Source organism: Actinomadura violacea, assembly GCF_017573465.1.
In the GTDB taxonomy this organism is placed as follows: domain Bacteria; phylum Actinomycetota; class Actinomycetes; order Streptosporangiales; family Streptosporangiaceae; genus Spirillospora; species Spirillospora violacea.
The window spans coordinates 1-16,664 of the sequence record NZ_JAGEPF010000051.1; the positions used below are offsets into that span (position 1 = coordinate 1).

A 16,664-nucleotide genomic window follows, 5' to 3' on the forward strand; every position below is an offset into this window, starting at 1 on the left:
GACGACGACCGGGGGCTGCGCGGCAGCGCCAACCAGCGGATCCACCAGCTGACGGGGCGGCTCGCGGGCGCGGCGGGCGAACTGGCCGGCGGCCCGCGCCGCGCGGAGGTGCGGGTCCGCGGCGGGCAGGCGCTGCTGGTCGGCGTGCCGCCCCGGGCCCTGGCCGCGGGCTTCGGCCGCGGCGGACGCGGCGGCGGCACCGGCACCGGCACCGGCACGGCAGGCGAGGGCACGAGCGGCGAGGAGCCCCGATGAGCGGCGCGAAGGTGATCTCGGTGGACGCGGCGGCGTGGCGGGACGCGCAGGCGTCGGCGCGCGACCTGGCGAAGGTGCGGCGGGACATGCCGCGCCTGCTGCGGCAGGTGGAGCGGGCCGCGCGCGAGGACGTGGAGCGGGCGCGGCGCGAGGCGTCGGCCCGGCAGGACGGGACGGACCGCGCGCTCGCCGGGCTGAGCGAGCAGGCGAAGCGGCTGGAGGACGAGACCGGCCGGCGGCTGCGCGAGCACGGGAAGCGCCTGGCGGAGGGCCGTAAGGAGCTGGCGGAGCAGGGCGAGCGGCTCGCGGCCGAGATCGCCCGCGAGCGCGCGGAACGGCGCGCCGGGCTCGCGTCGGTGGACGCCCGGGTCGGCGAGCTGCGCGGCGAGAGCGACGCGGCGGCGGCCGCGGCGCGGCGGCTGTTCGAGGACGCGCGGACGATGCACGACGCGATCCGCGGCACGCTGCCGCACGACCGGTTCGCGCCGGGACGGCTGGACCGGCTGGCGTCCCGGCTCGACGTCGCGCGGGCCAACCTGGAGGCGCATGCCGCCGGGTACTCGCTGAGCCAGGTGCAGGACCTCTACCTCGACCTGAGCGAGCTGCGCGCCGACGTGGAGCGGCTCGCGCTGGAGTGGGAGGCGCTGCGGGCGGAGGCGCTCGCCGCGCTGCGGACCGTCGCGGCGACGATCGACGAGAACGCGGAGCGTCCGGTCGCGGAGGCCGATCCGGGCACCGTCCTGGACGTCGACCACTGGACGGACGGCGCGCTCGGCGCGCTGCGCGACGAGGTGGCGCGGCAGGTGGACCTGGTCGCCGGCCCGGCCTGCCCGCTGGACGCGGCGGAGCTGCGCGCGCTGATCGCCGAGGCGGCGCCGGAGTACGAGGGGCGGCTGGACGCGCTGGTCGAGCGGGCCGCGGAGCGGATCGTCGCGTCGCAGCTGCGGGTGAACGTCGCCGAGCAGGTGGTGGCGGTGCTGGAGGGGCAGGGGTTCGCCTGGTCCGGCAACACCTACGCGGCCGGGGACGAGCGGCGCGCGTTCTTCAGCCGGCTGCGGCACCGCGCGGACGGCGGCGAGGTCGTGGTGGAGGTGGCGCCGGACGGCGGCGACGGCGCCGGATTCACGCTGCGGATCCTGTCGTACGAGGACGATCCGGACGAGCCGGCGCGGCGGGAGCGGTCGGCGGCGGTGAGCCGGGCGCTGCGCGCGGAGGGCCTGGACGCGGGCGAGCCGGCGGAGGAGGGCGGCGAGCCCGATCCGGCGCTGCGCGACTTCGCGGCGCTGTCCCGTCCGGCGGCCCGCGGGCAGGACGGCCGGAACCCGCTGGTGCAGCCGAGCACGCGCGCCCGAGGGGCCGATGAGCGCTGACCGGCCCGGCCGTGCACCGGCCGCCCCCGCACCGGCCGCCTCCGAACCGATCGGCCTCGAACCGACCGACCTTGAACCAGCCGACCTTGAACCAGCCGACATGGTGCCCGAGCGGCTGCGGGCGCTGCGCGACGCGGCGCGCGAGGGCGAGTCGGTGCTGCCGCTGTACGGGCCGGGCGTCAAGGACGCGTTCGTGGACGGCCTGTACCGGCAGCACGATCTCGGCAGCGCGCTGTGGGAGGCGCTGCACGACGCCGGTTACGAGCGGATCGTGTTCTTCTCGCTGGACGCGACGCTGACCGTCCGGGACGCGGCGTCGCGGCGCCTGCCCGCCGACCCGGACGCGGAGGGCGAGCCTGAGGGCGACGCGTCGGTGATGCGGCCCGGGTTCAGCGGCCCGCTCGGCCGGCGCAGGCTGCGGCGGCCGCCCGCCGCCGCGGCGCGGGCGGAGAGCCGCGCGATGTCCGGGGCGTTCGCGGTGCGGATGCTGCGCAGCCTGATGCGCGACGAGTCGACGCCGACGGCCGTGGTGGTCGAGCAGCTGGAGGTGCTGGAGCGCTGGCAGGAGGCGCGGGCGCCGTTCGCGGCGGCGCTGGAGCGGTGGCTGGAGTTCCGTCCGGGGAGCCGCAACATCTGCGTGCTGGTGTTCGGCGGGGCGTCGCTCGCGGAGGTCCGTGCGTTCGCCGAAGGCAGCCGTGACCTGCCGGGACTCGTGCAGGTGGTGCAGGCGGAGGAGCGGCGTCCGGCGCGTCCGGGGCTGCTGCGGCCGCCCGGCGAGGCGGAGCTGGCCCGCCTCGTCCACCGGCTGAGGATCGAGCGGAACCTGCGGATCGAGGACTGGACCAGGCTTGAGGGCACGGTCCGCGCGATGGCGGCGCAGGACGTCCCGCTGGAGACGTGGGAGCGGCGGCTCGGCCGGCGGATGGCGGCGGAGGGGACGCCGCTCGGGCAGGAGCGGCTGCACCGGTACGGCTGGATCGCGGCGACGGTCGCGGACGGCGACGTGATGCGGCGACTGGACGAGCTGGTCGGCCTGGAGCCGGTGAAGCGGCACCTGGAGGGCCTGCGGTACCGGCCACCGGCGGGCGCGGAACCGGTGTCGCACCACCTGGTCTTCACCGGCAACCCGGGGACGGGCAAGACGACGGTCGCGCGGATCGTCGGCGACCTGTACCGGGAGCTGGGGATCCTGCGGCACGGCCGGGTCCGGTCGGTGCGGGCGGGCGACCTCGTGGCGGGGTTCGTCGGGCAGACGGCGATCAGGACCCGCGAGGTGATCGACGGGGCGCTCGGCGGGGTGCTGTTCATCGACGAGGCGTACGAGCTGAGCGACCAGGCGGACGGGTTCGGCCGGCAGGCGATCACCGAGCTGCTCGCCCGGATGGAGGACGACCGCGCCGAGCTGGTGGTGATCGTCGCCGGCTACCCGGAGGAGATGCAGGAGTTCCTCGACGCCAACCCGGGGCTGCGCAGCCGGTTCCCGCCGGAGAACGTGATCGCGTTCCCCGACTACGGGCCGCCGGAGCTGGCGGAGATCGCGGCGCGGCAGCTCGGGCCGATGGGCATGGCGTGGGGCGAGGGGTTCGAGACGGCGCTCGGCGAGGCGGTCGCGGAGCTGCACCGCACGCGCGCCCGCGGGTTCGGCAACGCGCGCGCCGTCCGGGACGTCACGCAGGAGACGGCGGCGCGGTGGGCGCGGCGCGTCAAGGACGCCCGCGACCTGCCGCTGGAGCCGCGCGACCTGCCGGAACGGCTGCGCCGCGACGCGCGCCCCGGCCCGGCGGACACCGCGGCGCTGCTCGGCGAGCTGGACGCGATGATCGGGCTCGCGCCGGTGAAGCGGAGCGCGGACGTGCTGGTGAAGCGGCTGCGGCTGCGGCGGCTGCGCGGGCACGGCGAGGTCGTCGCGCCGAACCTGCTGTTCGTCGGCCCGCCCGGCACCGGGAAGACGACCGTCGCGCGGCACTTCGGCCGGATCTTCAAGGAGCTGGGGCTGCTGGAGCGCGGCCACGTCGTGGAGACGGGACGGTCGCGGCTCGTCGCGTCCTACGTCGGGCAGACCGCGCCGCTGACCCGGCGGGCCGTGGAGCGCGCGCTCGGCGGGGTGCTGTTCATCGACGAGGCGTACGCGCTGGCGGCGGGCGGCGACAACGACTTCGGCCAGGAGGCGATCGACACGCTGGTGGAGGAGATGGAGCGGCACCGCGGCCGGCTCGCGGTGATCGCGGCCGGCTACCCCGAGCCGATGCGCCGGTTCGTGGCCGCCAACGACGGCCTCGGCTCCCGGTTCGGCGAGACGATCGCGTTCCCCGCCTACGAGGTGGACGACCTGCTGGCGATCCTGCGGTCGATGGCGGAGCGGCAGGCCTACGAGCTGGATCCGGCGACGCTGCCGGCGGCGCGGGCGTGGCTCGCGGACGCGGCGCGGCGGCCCGGGTTCGGCAACGGCCGGACCGTCCGCCGGCTGCTGGAGCGGATGGAGGCGCGGCTCGCCGACCGGGTGGTGGACCGCCCGGACGCCGACGCGCGGATGCTGAACCTGCTGCTCCCGGAGGACGTGCCCGATGAACTCGGCTGACCGCTGCCCGCTCTGCGCGGTGCCGATCGACGCCGCCGCCGTGGAGGCGGCGGCGACGCGGCGGGACGTGCGGTGCACGCTGTGCGGGTGGACGCTCGCCGGGCCGTGGCGTCCGGGCCGCGCCGACCGGGCCGCGGCGGAGGCGGCGCTGTCGGCGGCGCGGCTGGAGTTCGACCTGCGGGCCGCGGCGCGCGCCGGCGACGACTGGCTCCCGTACGCGCCGCACCTGCGGGGCAGGCCGGCGGAGGCGCAGTGGCAGGAGGCGCGGCGGGACGTCGCCGCGCTGCGCGAGGCGGCCCGCCCGCCGCTCGGCGCCGTGCTCGACGCGCTCGGCCCGCACCGCGCGCTCGTCGTCGTCGCCGTCGAGGACGCCGGGCTGCGGCTGTTCGTGACGGGCGGCGTCCCGGCGGCGGGCCCGCTCGGGTACCGGGAGCTGGCGGCGGTGCCGTGGTCGGCGCTGCTGCCGGGGCTGCCGCGGGACGCTACGCACCGCCGGTTCCAGCTCGCGGGCGGCCCGTCCGGCATCGACCCGGCGTGGGCGGACGCGACGATCGGCGGCGCGGTCGGCGACCTCGTGCGGCGGTACTGCACGTCCGTCGACACGGCGGTGATGTCGGGGCTGCCCGGCATGCCGTTCCCGGACGCGGTCGTGCGGGCGTTCACCGGCCTGCTGCCGGACGTCCGGATCGCGGCGGGCGCCCCGGACGCGGCGGCGCTGCTGGACCGGATCGCCGCGGAGCGGCCGATCGCCCGCCCGTACGGGCTGGCGGCGCTGCGCGCGCGGCCAGGCGACGGCGCCGCCGAGGTCGTGCGGCTGCCGCTGTTCCCGGCCGGGGCACGGGCCGGCGACGAGGCGCAGGTGCGGGTGCGCCGGGCGCCCGGCGGCGCCGGCCAGGAGACCGCGCTCGCCGTCGTCACCTGGGACGACCCGCCGGAACCGGTCCGGATCGTGACGGCGCGGATGCCGCGCGGCGCGGCCGGGCTCGTCCGGATCGCGCTGGACGGCCCGGGCCGGCTCCGGTTCCTCGAACCGGACACCGTGGACGACGCCGCGCCCGCCTGGCCGGACCTGCTGCGCCGCGTCCCGCGGCGGCTGCCGTCCGCCGCGTTCGCGACCGAGCTGGTGTGCGTGCTGGAGCTCGGCGGCCGGGCCGAGACCGCCCGCCGCCGCCGCGACCTGGTCGCCGACCTGCTCGAACTGCTCGGCGACGAGCTGGGCGGCACCGCCCGCGTCGCCGTCGTCGGCCACCTCGACCATCCGATCGAGCCGAAGCACAAGAACCGGGACGTGGTGTCCGGCGGGCCGCTGCAGGCGCCCGACGAGGCCGCCCGCACGCTCGCGGACCTGCCGGACGCGCCGTCCGGCCCGTTCGGCGCGCGCGCGGCGCCGCTGGAGGACTCGCTCGACCGGGCCGCCGCGCTGCTGCACGGCCCCCGTGACGGCCGCTCCCGGATCCTGCTGACCGTCGCGGGCCGCCCGCCGCATCCGGGCAGCGGCCACGGCGACGTCATCCGTCCCGTCGAGCCGTGCCCGCGCCGGCTGAACTGGCGGCACTCCGTCGCGCGGCTGGAGGCGGCCGGGGTGCGGCTCGTCGCGGTGACCGACGAGCCCGCCCCGAAGGACGTCCCCGGGCAGGACGCGCGGCGCCGCGACGACCCGGAATGGGACGTGCTGGGCGCCGCGCACCGCACCGGCCTCGACTCCGTCGACGCCGCCGGGCTCGCCAAGGTCCTCGGCGTCCTGCCCGACGACGAGGCGCCGCCACTGCCGTTCCCCCTGGTCCCATGACAACGCCGTCCCATGAGAACGCCGTCCCATGAGAACGCCGTCCCTTGAGCACACAGTCCCTTGAGCACCCCGTGAAAGGCCCGGCATGACCGAACCGACGCCACCCGACGAAGCACGGTCCGAGGAGCCCGCCGCCGGCGGCGCGCCGGCCGCGCCGCCGCCGCCCGCGCCCGAGCGGCCCCGCCGCATCGGGCTGTGGGGCGCGCCGACCTGCGGGAAGACCACGTTCCTCGCGGCGCTGCGGATCGCCGCCGAGGAGGGCGGGCACGACGTCCGGCTCGTCGGCTGCAACCGCGCGTCCACCGAGTTCCTCGCCGACACCACCCGGCAGCTGAAGATCGAGCGGCGGTTCGTCCCGGCGACCCGGGAGCTGCCGCCGAACCTCGCCTGGCAGCTGCACGGCACGCAGGTCAGGAAGGTGCGCCCGACCGAGGGGAGGCTGCGCTTCAAGCGGCGCCGGCCCGTCCCGTACACGGTGATGCTGGACATGATGGACGCGCCCGGCGGCATGTTCAGCAGCCGCCCGGAGGACCGGGCGACGTCCGAGCCGTCGTCCGGGCTGCGGTTCAGCAGCTCCGCCGGGGACGGCGACGGGGGGTCCGGCGACGGCGGCGGCGGGGGCGACGCCGAGGAGCGGCTCGTCCGGCACCTCGCGGGCTGCGACGGGCTGCTGTTCCTGTTCGACCCGACCCGCGAGCGGGAGATGAACGACGCCTACGCCTTCTTCCAGCGGACCGTCCTGCAGATCTCCGAGCTGGCCGGGACGAGCGGCGTCGACCACAAGCTCCCGCACCACCTCGCCGTCTGCATCACCAAGTTCGACCATCCGGAGGTGTACGAGCGGGCCGTGCGGCTCGGCTACGTGACGCCGCCGGCGAGCATCTTCGGGATGCCGAGCGTCGACGAGACGCGGGCGCTGGAGTTCTTCCAGGACCTGTACCGGGGGACGCACGCGCACGACCCGGTGAACTCGCTGCTCAGGGGCATCCGCTCGCACTTCGGGGAGTCCCGGACGCGGTACTTCGTGACGTCCGCGATCGGCTTCTACCGGGACCCGCTGGAGAACCGGTTCCAGCCGGAGGACTACCTGAACATCGCCGAGCAGTCCGACGGCGGCGACGGCCTGGCGGGCGAGGACCGGTTCCGGATCCGCGGGGACGTCGCGCCGATCAACGTGCTGGAGCCGGTGATGTGGCTCGCCGGGAACGTGGGCCGGCCGTGACGGAGCAGGCGCCCTCGCAGCGCGCGGCGGTCCTGCGGACCGGGTGGGCGGTCCGCGGCAAGCCGCCGGGCAGTTACGACGAGTACCGGGTGACCGGTTGCGGCGGCCCGGACTTCAGTGCCGCCGACTATGCGCACATCCTGCGGCATTTCGCGCTCGGTACGCCGTCGCCGGGACGGTCCGGACCGGCCGCGCTGCCGTGGATCACCATCAGCGAGGTGCGCGGCGCCGACGACGGCACCCGCATCGGCATCGCCCTGGAGGACTGGACGGGCGAGGCCGACGGCGCGGGCCGTCCAATTGCCGAAACCCGTTACCTCTGCGTCCCGTACGAAGCTTTGCGCGCGGCCCCGACCTCCTACACGGATCTGTGCGAAGCCCTCGCCGCCGCGGCGCCGCCGTTCCCCGCCGACGGCCTCGACCTGCGCGTTCCCGCCCTCGACCCGGCCGGTCCCGCCGCGGCGATCGAACGGTTCGGCGTCCAGCGCGTCGCCGCGGCGGCGGCGCTGCTGCTGGACGGCCCCGTCACCGTCACCGGCGCACCCGACCTCACCGCCCAGGACCGCCTCGCGTTCCTCGACGCCGTCGCCGCCCTCCTCCCCTACGGCTGGCGCACCCGGTTCAGCGCCGCCACCTGGGACCAGAGCGGCAACCGCAACGTGTCGCTCGCGTTCGCGCGGCAGGTCCGCGAACGCACCACCGAACTGGAGTGGCGGACACCGCGGCTCCCCGAGCACGACACCCCCGGGCGCGCGTACGCCGCGATGCTCGCCGACCTGTTCGGGGACCGGGGCCGCTCGCACGCCGAGGTCGTCGCGCACCTCGCCCGGTACCGGGAGCCGCTCACCGACGCCGACCCCGCCGCCGCGGTGCGGATCCTCGGCGCGCTCGACTGGCCGGTGACGGTCCTGCACGCCGTCGAGCGCGGCGACCACGACCCCGCCGACCTGCGGGAACTGCTGAGCGGCGGCCGGTACCGGGAGCTCGGCGACGCCGCCGCCCGCAAGATCCTCTACGCGCTGATCCAGGAGTGCGTGCCCGGCGACGTCCCGCTGCTGCGCGCATGCTGGACGGCCGTCGCGGGCACGGTCGACAAGCCGTTCCGGGAGCTGACCGCGCGGGTCCGCGGGCTCGTCTGGGGCGGCTCGGAGGGCACCACCGAGGAGCGCGCCGGGCAGGTCGTCCCGTACTTCGAGGTCGCGGACGCCATCGGCCGCGCCGACGAGCTGCTCGCCGCGCTCGCCGCCCCGGCCAGGCGCGGCGAGGACGACAGCGGCGCGGTCGTCGCCGCACGCGTCGTCCGGACGGTGGTCGGGCCGCGGTCGGTGACCCCGGACGGCCCGGAGTGGCCGCTGGCCCTGGACGCCCTCGCCGGCTCGCCGCGCGTCGTGTGCTCGCTGATGGGGGTGCTCGCGTTCGGCGAGAACCCGCCGCTCCAGGCGTGGTACGAGCGGCTGACGCATCACCTGCCGCCGTCGCTGCTCGGGCTGTTCCGCAACCTGCTGTTCGCCCCCCTCGCCCCGATCGGACCGGAGCAGATCGAAGCGCTCGCCGGGCACGACCCCGCCTGCGTCGGCGACCTCGTCGGCCTCGCGGCGAGCCTGCGGCGGCTCCGGTACGTCCTGCCGGGCTTCACCGGCTGGCTGACCGCGCTGGAGAAGACAACGCCCGGGGAGCGGACGCTGCTGACCGTCCGGCTGACGCAGGCGCAGGCGTCCGGGCCCGCCGACCGCGGCGCGCTGGACGGGCTGCTGCTGTGGCTCGGCGCCCCGCCGCACCACGTGACCGGCGGGTCCGCCGCGGACCACGGCGGCTACTGGGACGGATTCCACTCGGTATGGTCGCGGCCGATGCCGGCCGGGCGTCCCGACGGGCGCCGCCAGGCCCTCGCGAACTGGCTGAAGGCGGGCGGCTGGGCCGCGTCGCCGGGCGGCGCCGACGCCGTCGTGCTGCTCGTCCGCGAGCTCGCCGCCGGGCCCGCCGCCGACGGGCGGCCGCTGTCCAAGGCGCTGCTCGCCGCCCGCGCGCGTGTCCCGTACCTCGGTTCCCTCCCGCAGTACCAGGTGTGGTGGCAGGAGACCGCGCAACGCTTCCCGGAACTCGCGAAGGAGCCCCTCATGACGGTGCTGGACAACCTGCCGCAGGACGCCTCCCCCGCGCACGTCGGCCGGCTGTGCGCGGAGGAGATGGTCCGCGGCGTCCCGACCGCGCAGATCGCCCCGATGCTGCTGCGCGGCATGCCGGGGCTGACCGCCGGGACCCTCGTCCGGATCATCAGCGAGCTGCGGCCCGCGCTCGCCGGCCTCGACGTCCCCGACCCGGGCCGGCACGCGCTGGAGCTGGCCCGGGCCTTCGCGCGGTTGGACGGCGTCGCCTCGCCGCTGCGCGGGCAGGCCGCCGACACCGCCGTCGACGAGATCGGGTTCTGGCTGAAGCTGATCGACGCGACCGCCGCGCCCGACGAGGACAGCGACGTGCTGATCGGCGAGGACACCCGGGCCGGGCTGAAGCGGATCTCCGACTGGACGCAGCGGCTGCTCAAGGCGTCCAAGCCCGGCCGGTGGCCCATCGGCAGGCAGTCATGACGACCGCGCTCGACATCGGCACCGCCACCACCCGGATCCGTACCGCCGCCGGGCTCGCGGTGCTCGCGACGCCGCCGCCCGACGCGCTCGCCGGGGTGCTCGCCCGCGCCGCCGGGGCGGGCGGTCCGGTGACCTGCGCGGTGCCCGACCACTGGCGCGACCACGGCGCCGGCCTGGCGCGGCAGGAGCTGCTGCACGCGACCGTCCTGCCGGTGGGGCCCGCGACGCTGGTCGGCCGGTTCGCCGCCGTCGCCGCGCACGCCGCCGCGCGGACCGGTCCCGGCCGGTACCTGGTGTGCGACGCGGGCGCGTCGGGGACCGGGGTCGGGCTGTGCGAGGTGTCCGGTGAGTCGGTCCGGCTCGTCGACGGCGCCTTCGACGCCGCCGCGGGCGGCGACGCGTTCGCCGCGGCGGTCGCGCCCGGGCGGGGCCGGGAGTTCGCGGCGGCCGCCGCGCAGCACGCCGAGCGGCTCGCCGCCGTCCTCGCGACCGCGCGGGAGAAGGCGCTGTTCCGCAACGCGCTCGCGGTCCGCGCCGGCGACGTCGAGGTCACCGCGGGCGCGCTGCTGGAGGCGTTCGAGCCGGTCGGCGCGCGCATCGCCGCGCTCGCCGGACGCTGGTCCGCGGGGTCCGCGCGGCCGGTGCTGACCGGCGGGTTCGCCGGGTTCCCGCTGGTCGCCGAGGCCCTGCCGGGCGCGCTGCGGCCGGGCCCGCACGCGGCCGTGGAGGGCGCCGCGCTGTTCGCCGGCGGCGTGTTCCGGGAGGCGCCGCTGCCCGACGTCCGGCTGCCGATCCACCGGATCCGCGACGGGCTGCCCGCCGAGGCCGAGATCGGCGTGCCGGGACGGCCCGGCCGGTTCGCCGCCCTCAACGGCCGCGACCTGCTGCTGTGCCACCGCCGCGAGCCGGCGCTCGGCGTCCCGTCGCTGATGCTCGACGACGCCGGCACGCTGCCCGTCGAGGTCGACGGCCGGCCCGCGCCCTGCCGCGCCGCCGCGCTGCCGCCCGGCGCGTACCGGCTCGGGCTGCGCGCCGCGACGCGCGGGCCCGTCGTGGCGCTGTTCCCCCTCGCGCCGGACGCCGAACCGGTGCCCGTCCCGCTCGGAAGGCCCGCCCGATGACCGATGCGCTCGCCGCCCTGAAGTCAGCGCTGGCCGCCGCGCTGGCGGAGGCCCGCGCCGTCCCGCCGGGCGACGACCTCGCCGCGCTGCGGTTCGTGTCCGGCCTGGACGAGGCGCTGCACGACCTGCCCGAGCTGCTGGAGGCGCTGCCCGCCCTCGCCCGCGGCGGCGACCTCGGCCGCGACCTCGTCGCGCACTTCGAGGAGACGACCGCCGAGCTGGCCCGGATGCGCGCGGACCTCGCCGCCGACCGCCGCCGGCTCGCCGAGCTGCGGCCCGTCGCCGACGCGATGAAGGCGACCGCCGGCGAGCACGCCGCCGTCCGCGCCGAGCTGGCCGAGCTGCACCGGCTGGACGCGCTGCGCGCCGACCTGGACGCGCTGCGCGCCCAGCGCGACGCCTTCGAGGCCCGGCTGCCGGAGCTGAACGCCGCCCGCGATGCCGAGGACGGGCTCGACGCGTCCGCCACCGCCCTGCTCCGCCTCACCGGCGCGCAGCTCGACCGGCTGAACGGGCAGGTCAGGGAGGCCGTCGAGCAGGCGGCCCGCGCCGAGGCCGACCTCACCACCACGCGCCGCCGCCTCGCCGAGGAACGCGCCGCGGTCGAGGCCGGGACCGCCGAGCTGGCGGCCGCCGCCGACGGGTTCACCGCCCTCAAGGCCGACGCCGACCGGCTGATGCCCGCGCTCGCCCTCTACCGCGACGCCGACCGCGCGCTGCTGGACGGCCTGGCCCGCGGCTCCCTGGTCGAGTCGTCGGGCCTGGAGCGTGCCCGCGATGCCCTTGACCTGGTCGAACGCACCCTTGAAGACCTGGACGCGGCGCTCGCCTCCGCCCTGGAGATCCACGACCACGCCCACGCCGAGGCCCGCCGCGTCCTGCCCCTCACCTAATCCGATTGACGGCCCGGACCGGCGTCGGGTCTGCTGGGCCGATGGCGAAGATGCACGCCGACGAGGTGGAGACGGACGCCGCCCTCGTCCGCCGGCTGGTGCGCGGCCGGTTCCCCGAGTGGGCGGGGCTGCCCGTCGAGCGGTTCGCGTCGGGCGGGACCGTCAACGCCGTCTACCGGCTCGGGTCCGCGCTGTCCGTGCGGCTGCCGCTGACGGCGGGCGGGGTGCGGGCGCTGGAGCACGAGACGCGGTGGCTGCCGGAGCTGGCGCCCGGCCTGCCCGTCGCGATCCCGGCCGTCGTGGGGACGGGCGGTCCCGCCGAGGGCTTCCCGTGGCGGTGGGCGGTGCACCAGTGGCTCGACGGCGAGCCGCCCGCCGAAGGGGACGCCACCGTCGATCTTGCCTGTGACCTGGGCGGATTCGTCCGCGCACTCCGCAAGACGCGCATCCCCGACGGGCCCGCCGCCTACCGGGGCGGCCCGCTGTCGGGCGTCGACGCGGGGGTGCGCTCGGCGGTCGACGACCTGCGCCGCACCGACGAGCCGTTCGACGCGGACGCGATCCTCGCGGCGTGGGACGAGTCGCTCCGCGCCCGCGCCTGGACCGGCCCGCCCTGCTGGCTGCACTCCGACCTCATGCCGAGCAACCTGCTGGTGGACGCCGCCGGGCGCCTGTCGGGCGTCCTCGACTTCGCCACCGCCGGCGTCGGCGACCCCGCCTGCGACCTGATCCCCGCGTGGAACCTGCTGCCGCCCGGCGCGCGGCCGGCGTTCCGGGACGCGGTGGACGCCGACGACCCGACCTGGCTGCGCGGGCGCGGCTGGGCGCTGTCGATGGCCGTGATCCAGCTGCCGTACTACCGTGCGACGAACCCGGTCATCTCGGCCAACGCCCGGTACGCGATCCGATCCGTCCTCGGGGGTTGATTCTGACACCGATGTGAGGTTCTACCGTGGCGGCATGACGAACACAGCAGTGGACTCCCCGCTCCTCCAGCCGTTCCGCTCCGGCGCCCTCGACCTGCCGAACCGCCTGGTCATGGCCCCGATGACCCGCAACCGCGCCGCGTCCGACGGCGTCCCCCTGCCGCTCATGGCGACCTACTACGCGCAACGGGCGTCCGCCGGGCTGATCATCGCGGAGGCCGCCACCCCGAACGCGGTCGGGCAGACCTACCCGAACATCACCGCGATCCACGGCGCCGCGCACGTCGCCGGCTGGCGGCGCGTCACCGGCGCCGTCCGCGACGCCGGCGGGCGCATGTTCCTGCAGATCCAGCACGGCGGACGCGTCGGGCACCCCGCGACCAGCGGCCTCACCCCCCTCGCGCCCTCATCCGTCCCGCTCCCCGGCACGATCTTCACGCCGGGCGGCCACCGGCCCGCCGCCGTCCCGCGCGCGATGACGCCCGCCGAGATCCGCGCGACCGTCGCCGACTTCGCCGACGCCGCCCGCAACGCGATCGCGGCGGGCTTCGCCGGCGTTGAGGTGCACGCCGCGAACGGCTACCTGCTGCACCAGTTCCTCGGGCAGGACACCAACCGGCGGACCGACGCCTACGGCGGCTCCGTCGCCGGACGCATCAGGTTCGTCGTCGAGGTCGTCCAAGCGGTCGCCGCCGCCATCGGACCCGAACGGGTCGGGCTGCGCGTCTCGCCCGGAGGCACCGCCAACGGCATGGACGAGGGCGACACCGACGCGATCTACCCCGCGCTCGTCGACGCGCTCGACAGCGAGGGCCTCGCCTACCTGCACGTCGTCCACGCCGACCCCGGCACGGCGGTCTTCCAGGAGATCCGGCGGCGCTGGCGCGGCGTCCTCATCGGCAACCCGGTGCTCGGCGACACGGTGCCCGACGACGGCGGCCGGCGCGCCGGCGAACGGCTCCTCGCCGCCGGCGCCGACCTCGTCGCGCTCGGCCGCCCGTTCCTCGCCAACCCCGACCTCGTCGACCGGATCCGCCTCGGCGCCCCGCTCAACCCCGTCCGCGACCGGTACCTGATGTACGTCGGCGGCCCCACCGGCTACACCGACTACCCCGCCCTCGCCGAGACCCTCGTCCCGGCGCCGTGACCCGGCCCTTCCGCCACGGCGGTCAGGGGACGCGGGCGACCGCGCACAGCATCGACACGTCCTCGACCGCCGGACGGTCCGCCGCCGGCTCCTCCGGACGCCACTCCACCACCGACCCGACGCCCGGAGGCAGCAGGTCCAGCCCATCGAAGAAGCGCGCGAACTCCTCGTGGCTGCGCAGCCGGAACGGCACCCCGCTCCGCTCGTTCGCCTCCACGTTCACCGCGTACTCCTCCGGCGTCAGGTAGTCGCCGGTCGCGTGCGTCATCACCAGGAAGCTGCCGGACGGCAGCGCGCCGAGCAGCCGCCGGACGATCCCGTACGGGTCGTGGTCGTCGGTGATGAAATGCATCGTCGCGACCAGCATCAGCGCGACCGGACGGGACAGGTCCAGGGTGGCGCGCAGCTCCGGATCCGCGAGGATCTTCTCCGGATCGCGCAGGTCCGCGTCGATGTAGGCCGTCCGGCCCTCCGGCTCGCTCGTCAGCAGCGCCCGCGCGTGCACCAGCACGATCGGATCGTTGTCCACGTACACGATCCGCGCCGACGGGTCGATCGCCTGTGCGATCTCGTGCACGTTCCCCGCCGACGGCAACCCGGTCCCGATGTCCAGGAACTGCCCGATCCCCGCCTCGCCCGCCAGATGGCGCACGACCCGGCGCATGAACGCGCGGTTCTCCCGGGCCGACAGGCTGACCGTGGGAAACGCCGACGCGACCATCTCCGCCGATTCCCGGTCGACCGCGAAATTGTCCTTGCCGCCGAGCCAGTAGTTGTACCTGCGCGAGGGATGCGCCTTCGTCGGGTCGATGCCCGGCGGAACCCGCTCAGCGTCCACGCGGCCTCGCTTCGTCGCCCGCCGCGAAACCGCGACGGAAGTGAAATGGCAGGACACCATTATGCGTGGCAGGATCGGTCCAGCGCGCATCGCCTACCCGGGAAGGCACACCGTGGATCCCTTCTACAGCCCCTTCGACTTCGCGATTCAGGAAAACCCTTACCCGGTGTACGCGGAAATGCGCGAGAAGTCACCGGTGTATCACAGCGAAACGGACGGCTTCTGGGCACTGTCCCGGCACGATGACGTTCTGTCCGCACTGCGCGACTCCGCGCGTTTCTCCAGCCGGAACGGCCTGCGCATCGAACCCGCGTTCTGGGGCCCGGACGCGGAGAAGTTCTTCTCCTTCGTCGCGATGGACCCGCCGAAGCACACCCGGATGCGCGGCCTCGTCTCGCGCGCCTTCACCCAGCGCCGCGTCCAGGAGCTCGAACCCCGCATCCGCGAGATCGCCCGCGAGTGCCTGCGCCAGCACCTCGACGGCGACTCCTTCGACCTGATGACCGACTTCGCCGGCCGCTTCCCCACGGACGTCATCTCCGAGCTCGTCGGCGTCCCGGAGGCCGACCGCGGCCTCGTCCGCGACCTCGGCATGGCGATCATGTACCGCGGCGAGGAGGGCGACGACCTGCCGCCCGAGGCGCTCCAGGCGATCGGCGCGCTCGTCGGCTACTACACCGAGCTGACGATCGAGCGGTCGAAGGAGCGCAGCGGCGACCTGCTGTCCGGCCTCCTCGACGCCGCCGACGGCGACGACCGGCTCACGCCGGAGGAGGTCGTCGGGGTGCTGATCCTGCTCGTCGGCGCCGGCATCGAGACCACCATGCTGACGCTCGGCAACGCCTGGCACGCCGCCTGGCTGCACCCCGCCGAGCGCGCCCGCGCCCTCGGCGGCCGCATCGACGACTGGATCGAGGAGACGCTCCGCTGGGAGCCGACCTCGCAGGTCCTCGCGCGCACCGCCACCGGGGACATCGAGCTGCACGGCGTCACGATCCCCGCCGACGCGAAGGTGCTGCTGCTCACCGGCGCCGCGAACCGCGACCCGTCCGTCTTCCCGGACCCGGACCGCTTCGACCTCGACCGCGACACCAGCGCGTCCCTCGCCTTCGGCAACGGCCGCCACCACTGCCTCGGCGCGAACCTCGGCCGCCTCGAGGCGCGGATCGCGTTGCAGGAGGTCACCGCAGTCGTCGCCGACTACGAGATCGACGAGGCGGGCGCGCAGCGCATCCATTCCTCCAACGACCGCGGCTTCGCCACGCTCCCCACCCGCATCACCGCGCGCCGCTGACCCGCGCGTCCGGGGCGCCGCCGCCTTTCCGGCGCCCCGGAAGCCCTTCACCGCGACACCGCCGCGACATAAGGTGCCAGAGTCGGTCAATGATCGAGTAAGGGGCGCCTGTGGACGGTCTCGAAACAAAGGTCTGGCGCCGCTACGGTCACCTGCGCATCTACGTCTCCCTTGGCGACGCGAAACTCGGCTGGTACGACGTCCGGACGGGCCGCCACGAACTCACCGCCCCCGCCCTGGCGGCGCCATTCTGGGACGCCGTCCGCACCAAATGCCAAACCCTAGGCGAACCACCCCCACAACCCGCCGAGCCCACTCCACCTCCCGCAGACACCACCCACCCACCGACCACCGGCACCAGCCGACCACCAGCCACAACCGCTCCACCATCAGCCACAAGCGCTCCACGACCACCGGCGGCAGGCCGCGGCCGACCACCAACCGCAGGCGCCGCACAACCACCGGCCACGAACGCTCCACGAGCACCAACAGCGCGCACTGGCCAACCACGCACCACAAGCGCCACACAACCACCAGACGCAAGCGCTGCACCACCACCAACCGCAGGTGCTGGACGGCCACCAGCCACAAGCGCTCCACGACCACCGGCGGCAGGCGGCGGCCGACCACCAACCGCAGGCGCCGC

General features: G+C 76.2%; 12 protein-coding genes. 11 read left to right on the forward strand and 1 reads right to left on the reverse strand.

Annotation, left to right across the window (positions count from 1 at the left end; translation table 11 throughout):
- From J4709_RS49940 to J4709_RS49985, 10 genes are all read left to right on the forward strand, one after another.
- The coding region (locus J4709_RS49940) for a hypothetical protein (RefSeq protein ID WP_208252553.1) at nt 1-255 on the forward strand (255 nt) is incomplete at its 5' end.
- A complete protein-coding gene (locus J4709_RS49945; protein ID WP_208252554.1) occupies nt 252-1,625 on the forward strand; it encodes a coiled-coil domain-containing protein in 1,374 nt (457 codons plus the stop codon). The genes J4709_RS49940 and J4709_RS49945, both read left to right, overlap by 4 nt.
- Nucleotides 1,615-4,203 carry an AAA family ATPase gene (locus tag J4709_RS49950; RefSeq protein ID WP_208252555.1) on the forward strand — a complete coding sequence of 863 codons (2,589 nt, stop codon included), beginning with the start codon at nt 1,615-1,617 and terminating at the stop codon, nt 4,201-4,203. The genes J4709_RS49945 and J4709_RS49950 overlap by 11 nt, the downstream gene beginning before the upstream one ends.
- On the forward strand, nt 4,190-5,992 hold the full coding sequence (locus J4709_RS49955; protein ID WP_208252556.1) for a hypothetical protein: 1,803 nt from the start codon (nt 4,190-4,192) through the stop codon (nt 5,990-5,992). The genes J4709_RS49950 and J4709_RS49955 overlap by 14 nt, the downstream gene beginning before the upstream one ends.
- A gap of 85 nt (nt 5,993-6,077) precedes the next feature.
- Nucleotides 6,078-7,214, forward strand: coding sequence for a hypothetical protein (locus J4709_RS49960; protein WP_208252557.1), 1,137 nt, complete (start codon nt 6,078-6,080; stop codon nt 7,212-7,214).
- Nucleotides 7,211-9,799, forward strand: a complete 2,589-nt coding sequence (locus J4709_RS49965) for a hypothetical protein (RefSeq protein ID WP_208252558.1) — start codon at nt 7,211-7,213, stop codon at nt 9,797-9,799. Before J4709_RS49960 ends, J4709_RS49965 begins: the two co-directional genes overlap by 4 nt.
- Complete coding sequence (locus tag J4709_RS49970) at nt 9,796-10,920, forward strand: hypothetical protein (protein WP_208252559.1); 1,125 nt, start codon at nt 9,796-9,798, stop codon at nt 10,918-10,920. Before J4709_RS49965 ends, J4709_RS49970 begins: the two co-directional genes overlap by 4 nt.
- Nucleotides 10,917-11,813 (forward strand): hypothetical protein, encoded by an 897-nt coding sequence (locus J4709_RS49975; protein ID WP_208252560.1) that lies wholly within the window; start codon nt 10,917-10,919, stop codon nt 11,811-11,813. The genes J4709_RS49970 and J4709_RS49975 overlap by 4 nt, the downstream gene beginning before the upstream one ends.
- A gap of 41 nt (nt 11,814-11,854) precedes the next feature.
- Entirely contained in the window at nt 11,855-12,739 is an 885-nt protein-coding gene (locus J4709_RS49980) for an aminoglycoside phosphotransferase family protein (RefSeq protein ID WP_208252561.1), read from the forward strand.
- A gap of 34 nt (nt 12,740-12,773) precedes the next feature.
- Nucleotides 12,774-13,886, forward strand: coding sequence for an alkene reductase (locus J4709_RS49985; protein ID WP_208252562.1), 1,113 nt, complete (start codon nt 12,774-12,776; stop codon nt 13,884-13,886).
- Nucleotides 13,887-13,908: 22 nt separating this feature from the next.
- On the opposite strand, the gene J4709_RS49990 is transcribed toward J4709_RS49985, so the two are convergent.
- The gene (locus J4709_RS49990) at nt 13,909-14,724 is read right to left on the reverse strand and encodes an SAM-dependent methyltransferase (protein WP_208252563.1); all 816 of its coding nucleotides are present in this window, start codon (nt 14,722-14,724) and stop codon (nt 13,909-13,911) included.
- Nucleotides 14,725-14,920: 196 nt separating this feature from the next.
- On the opposite strand from J4709_RS49990, the gene J4709_RS49995 reads away from it, so the two are divergent.
- Complete coding sequence (locus tag J4709_RS49995; RefSeq protein WP_307802151.1) at nt 14,921-16,018, forward strand: cytochrome P450; 1,098 nt, start codon at nt 14,921-14,923, stop codon at nt 16,016-16,018.
- Nucleotides 16,019-16,664: the final 646 nt, after the last annotated feature.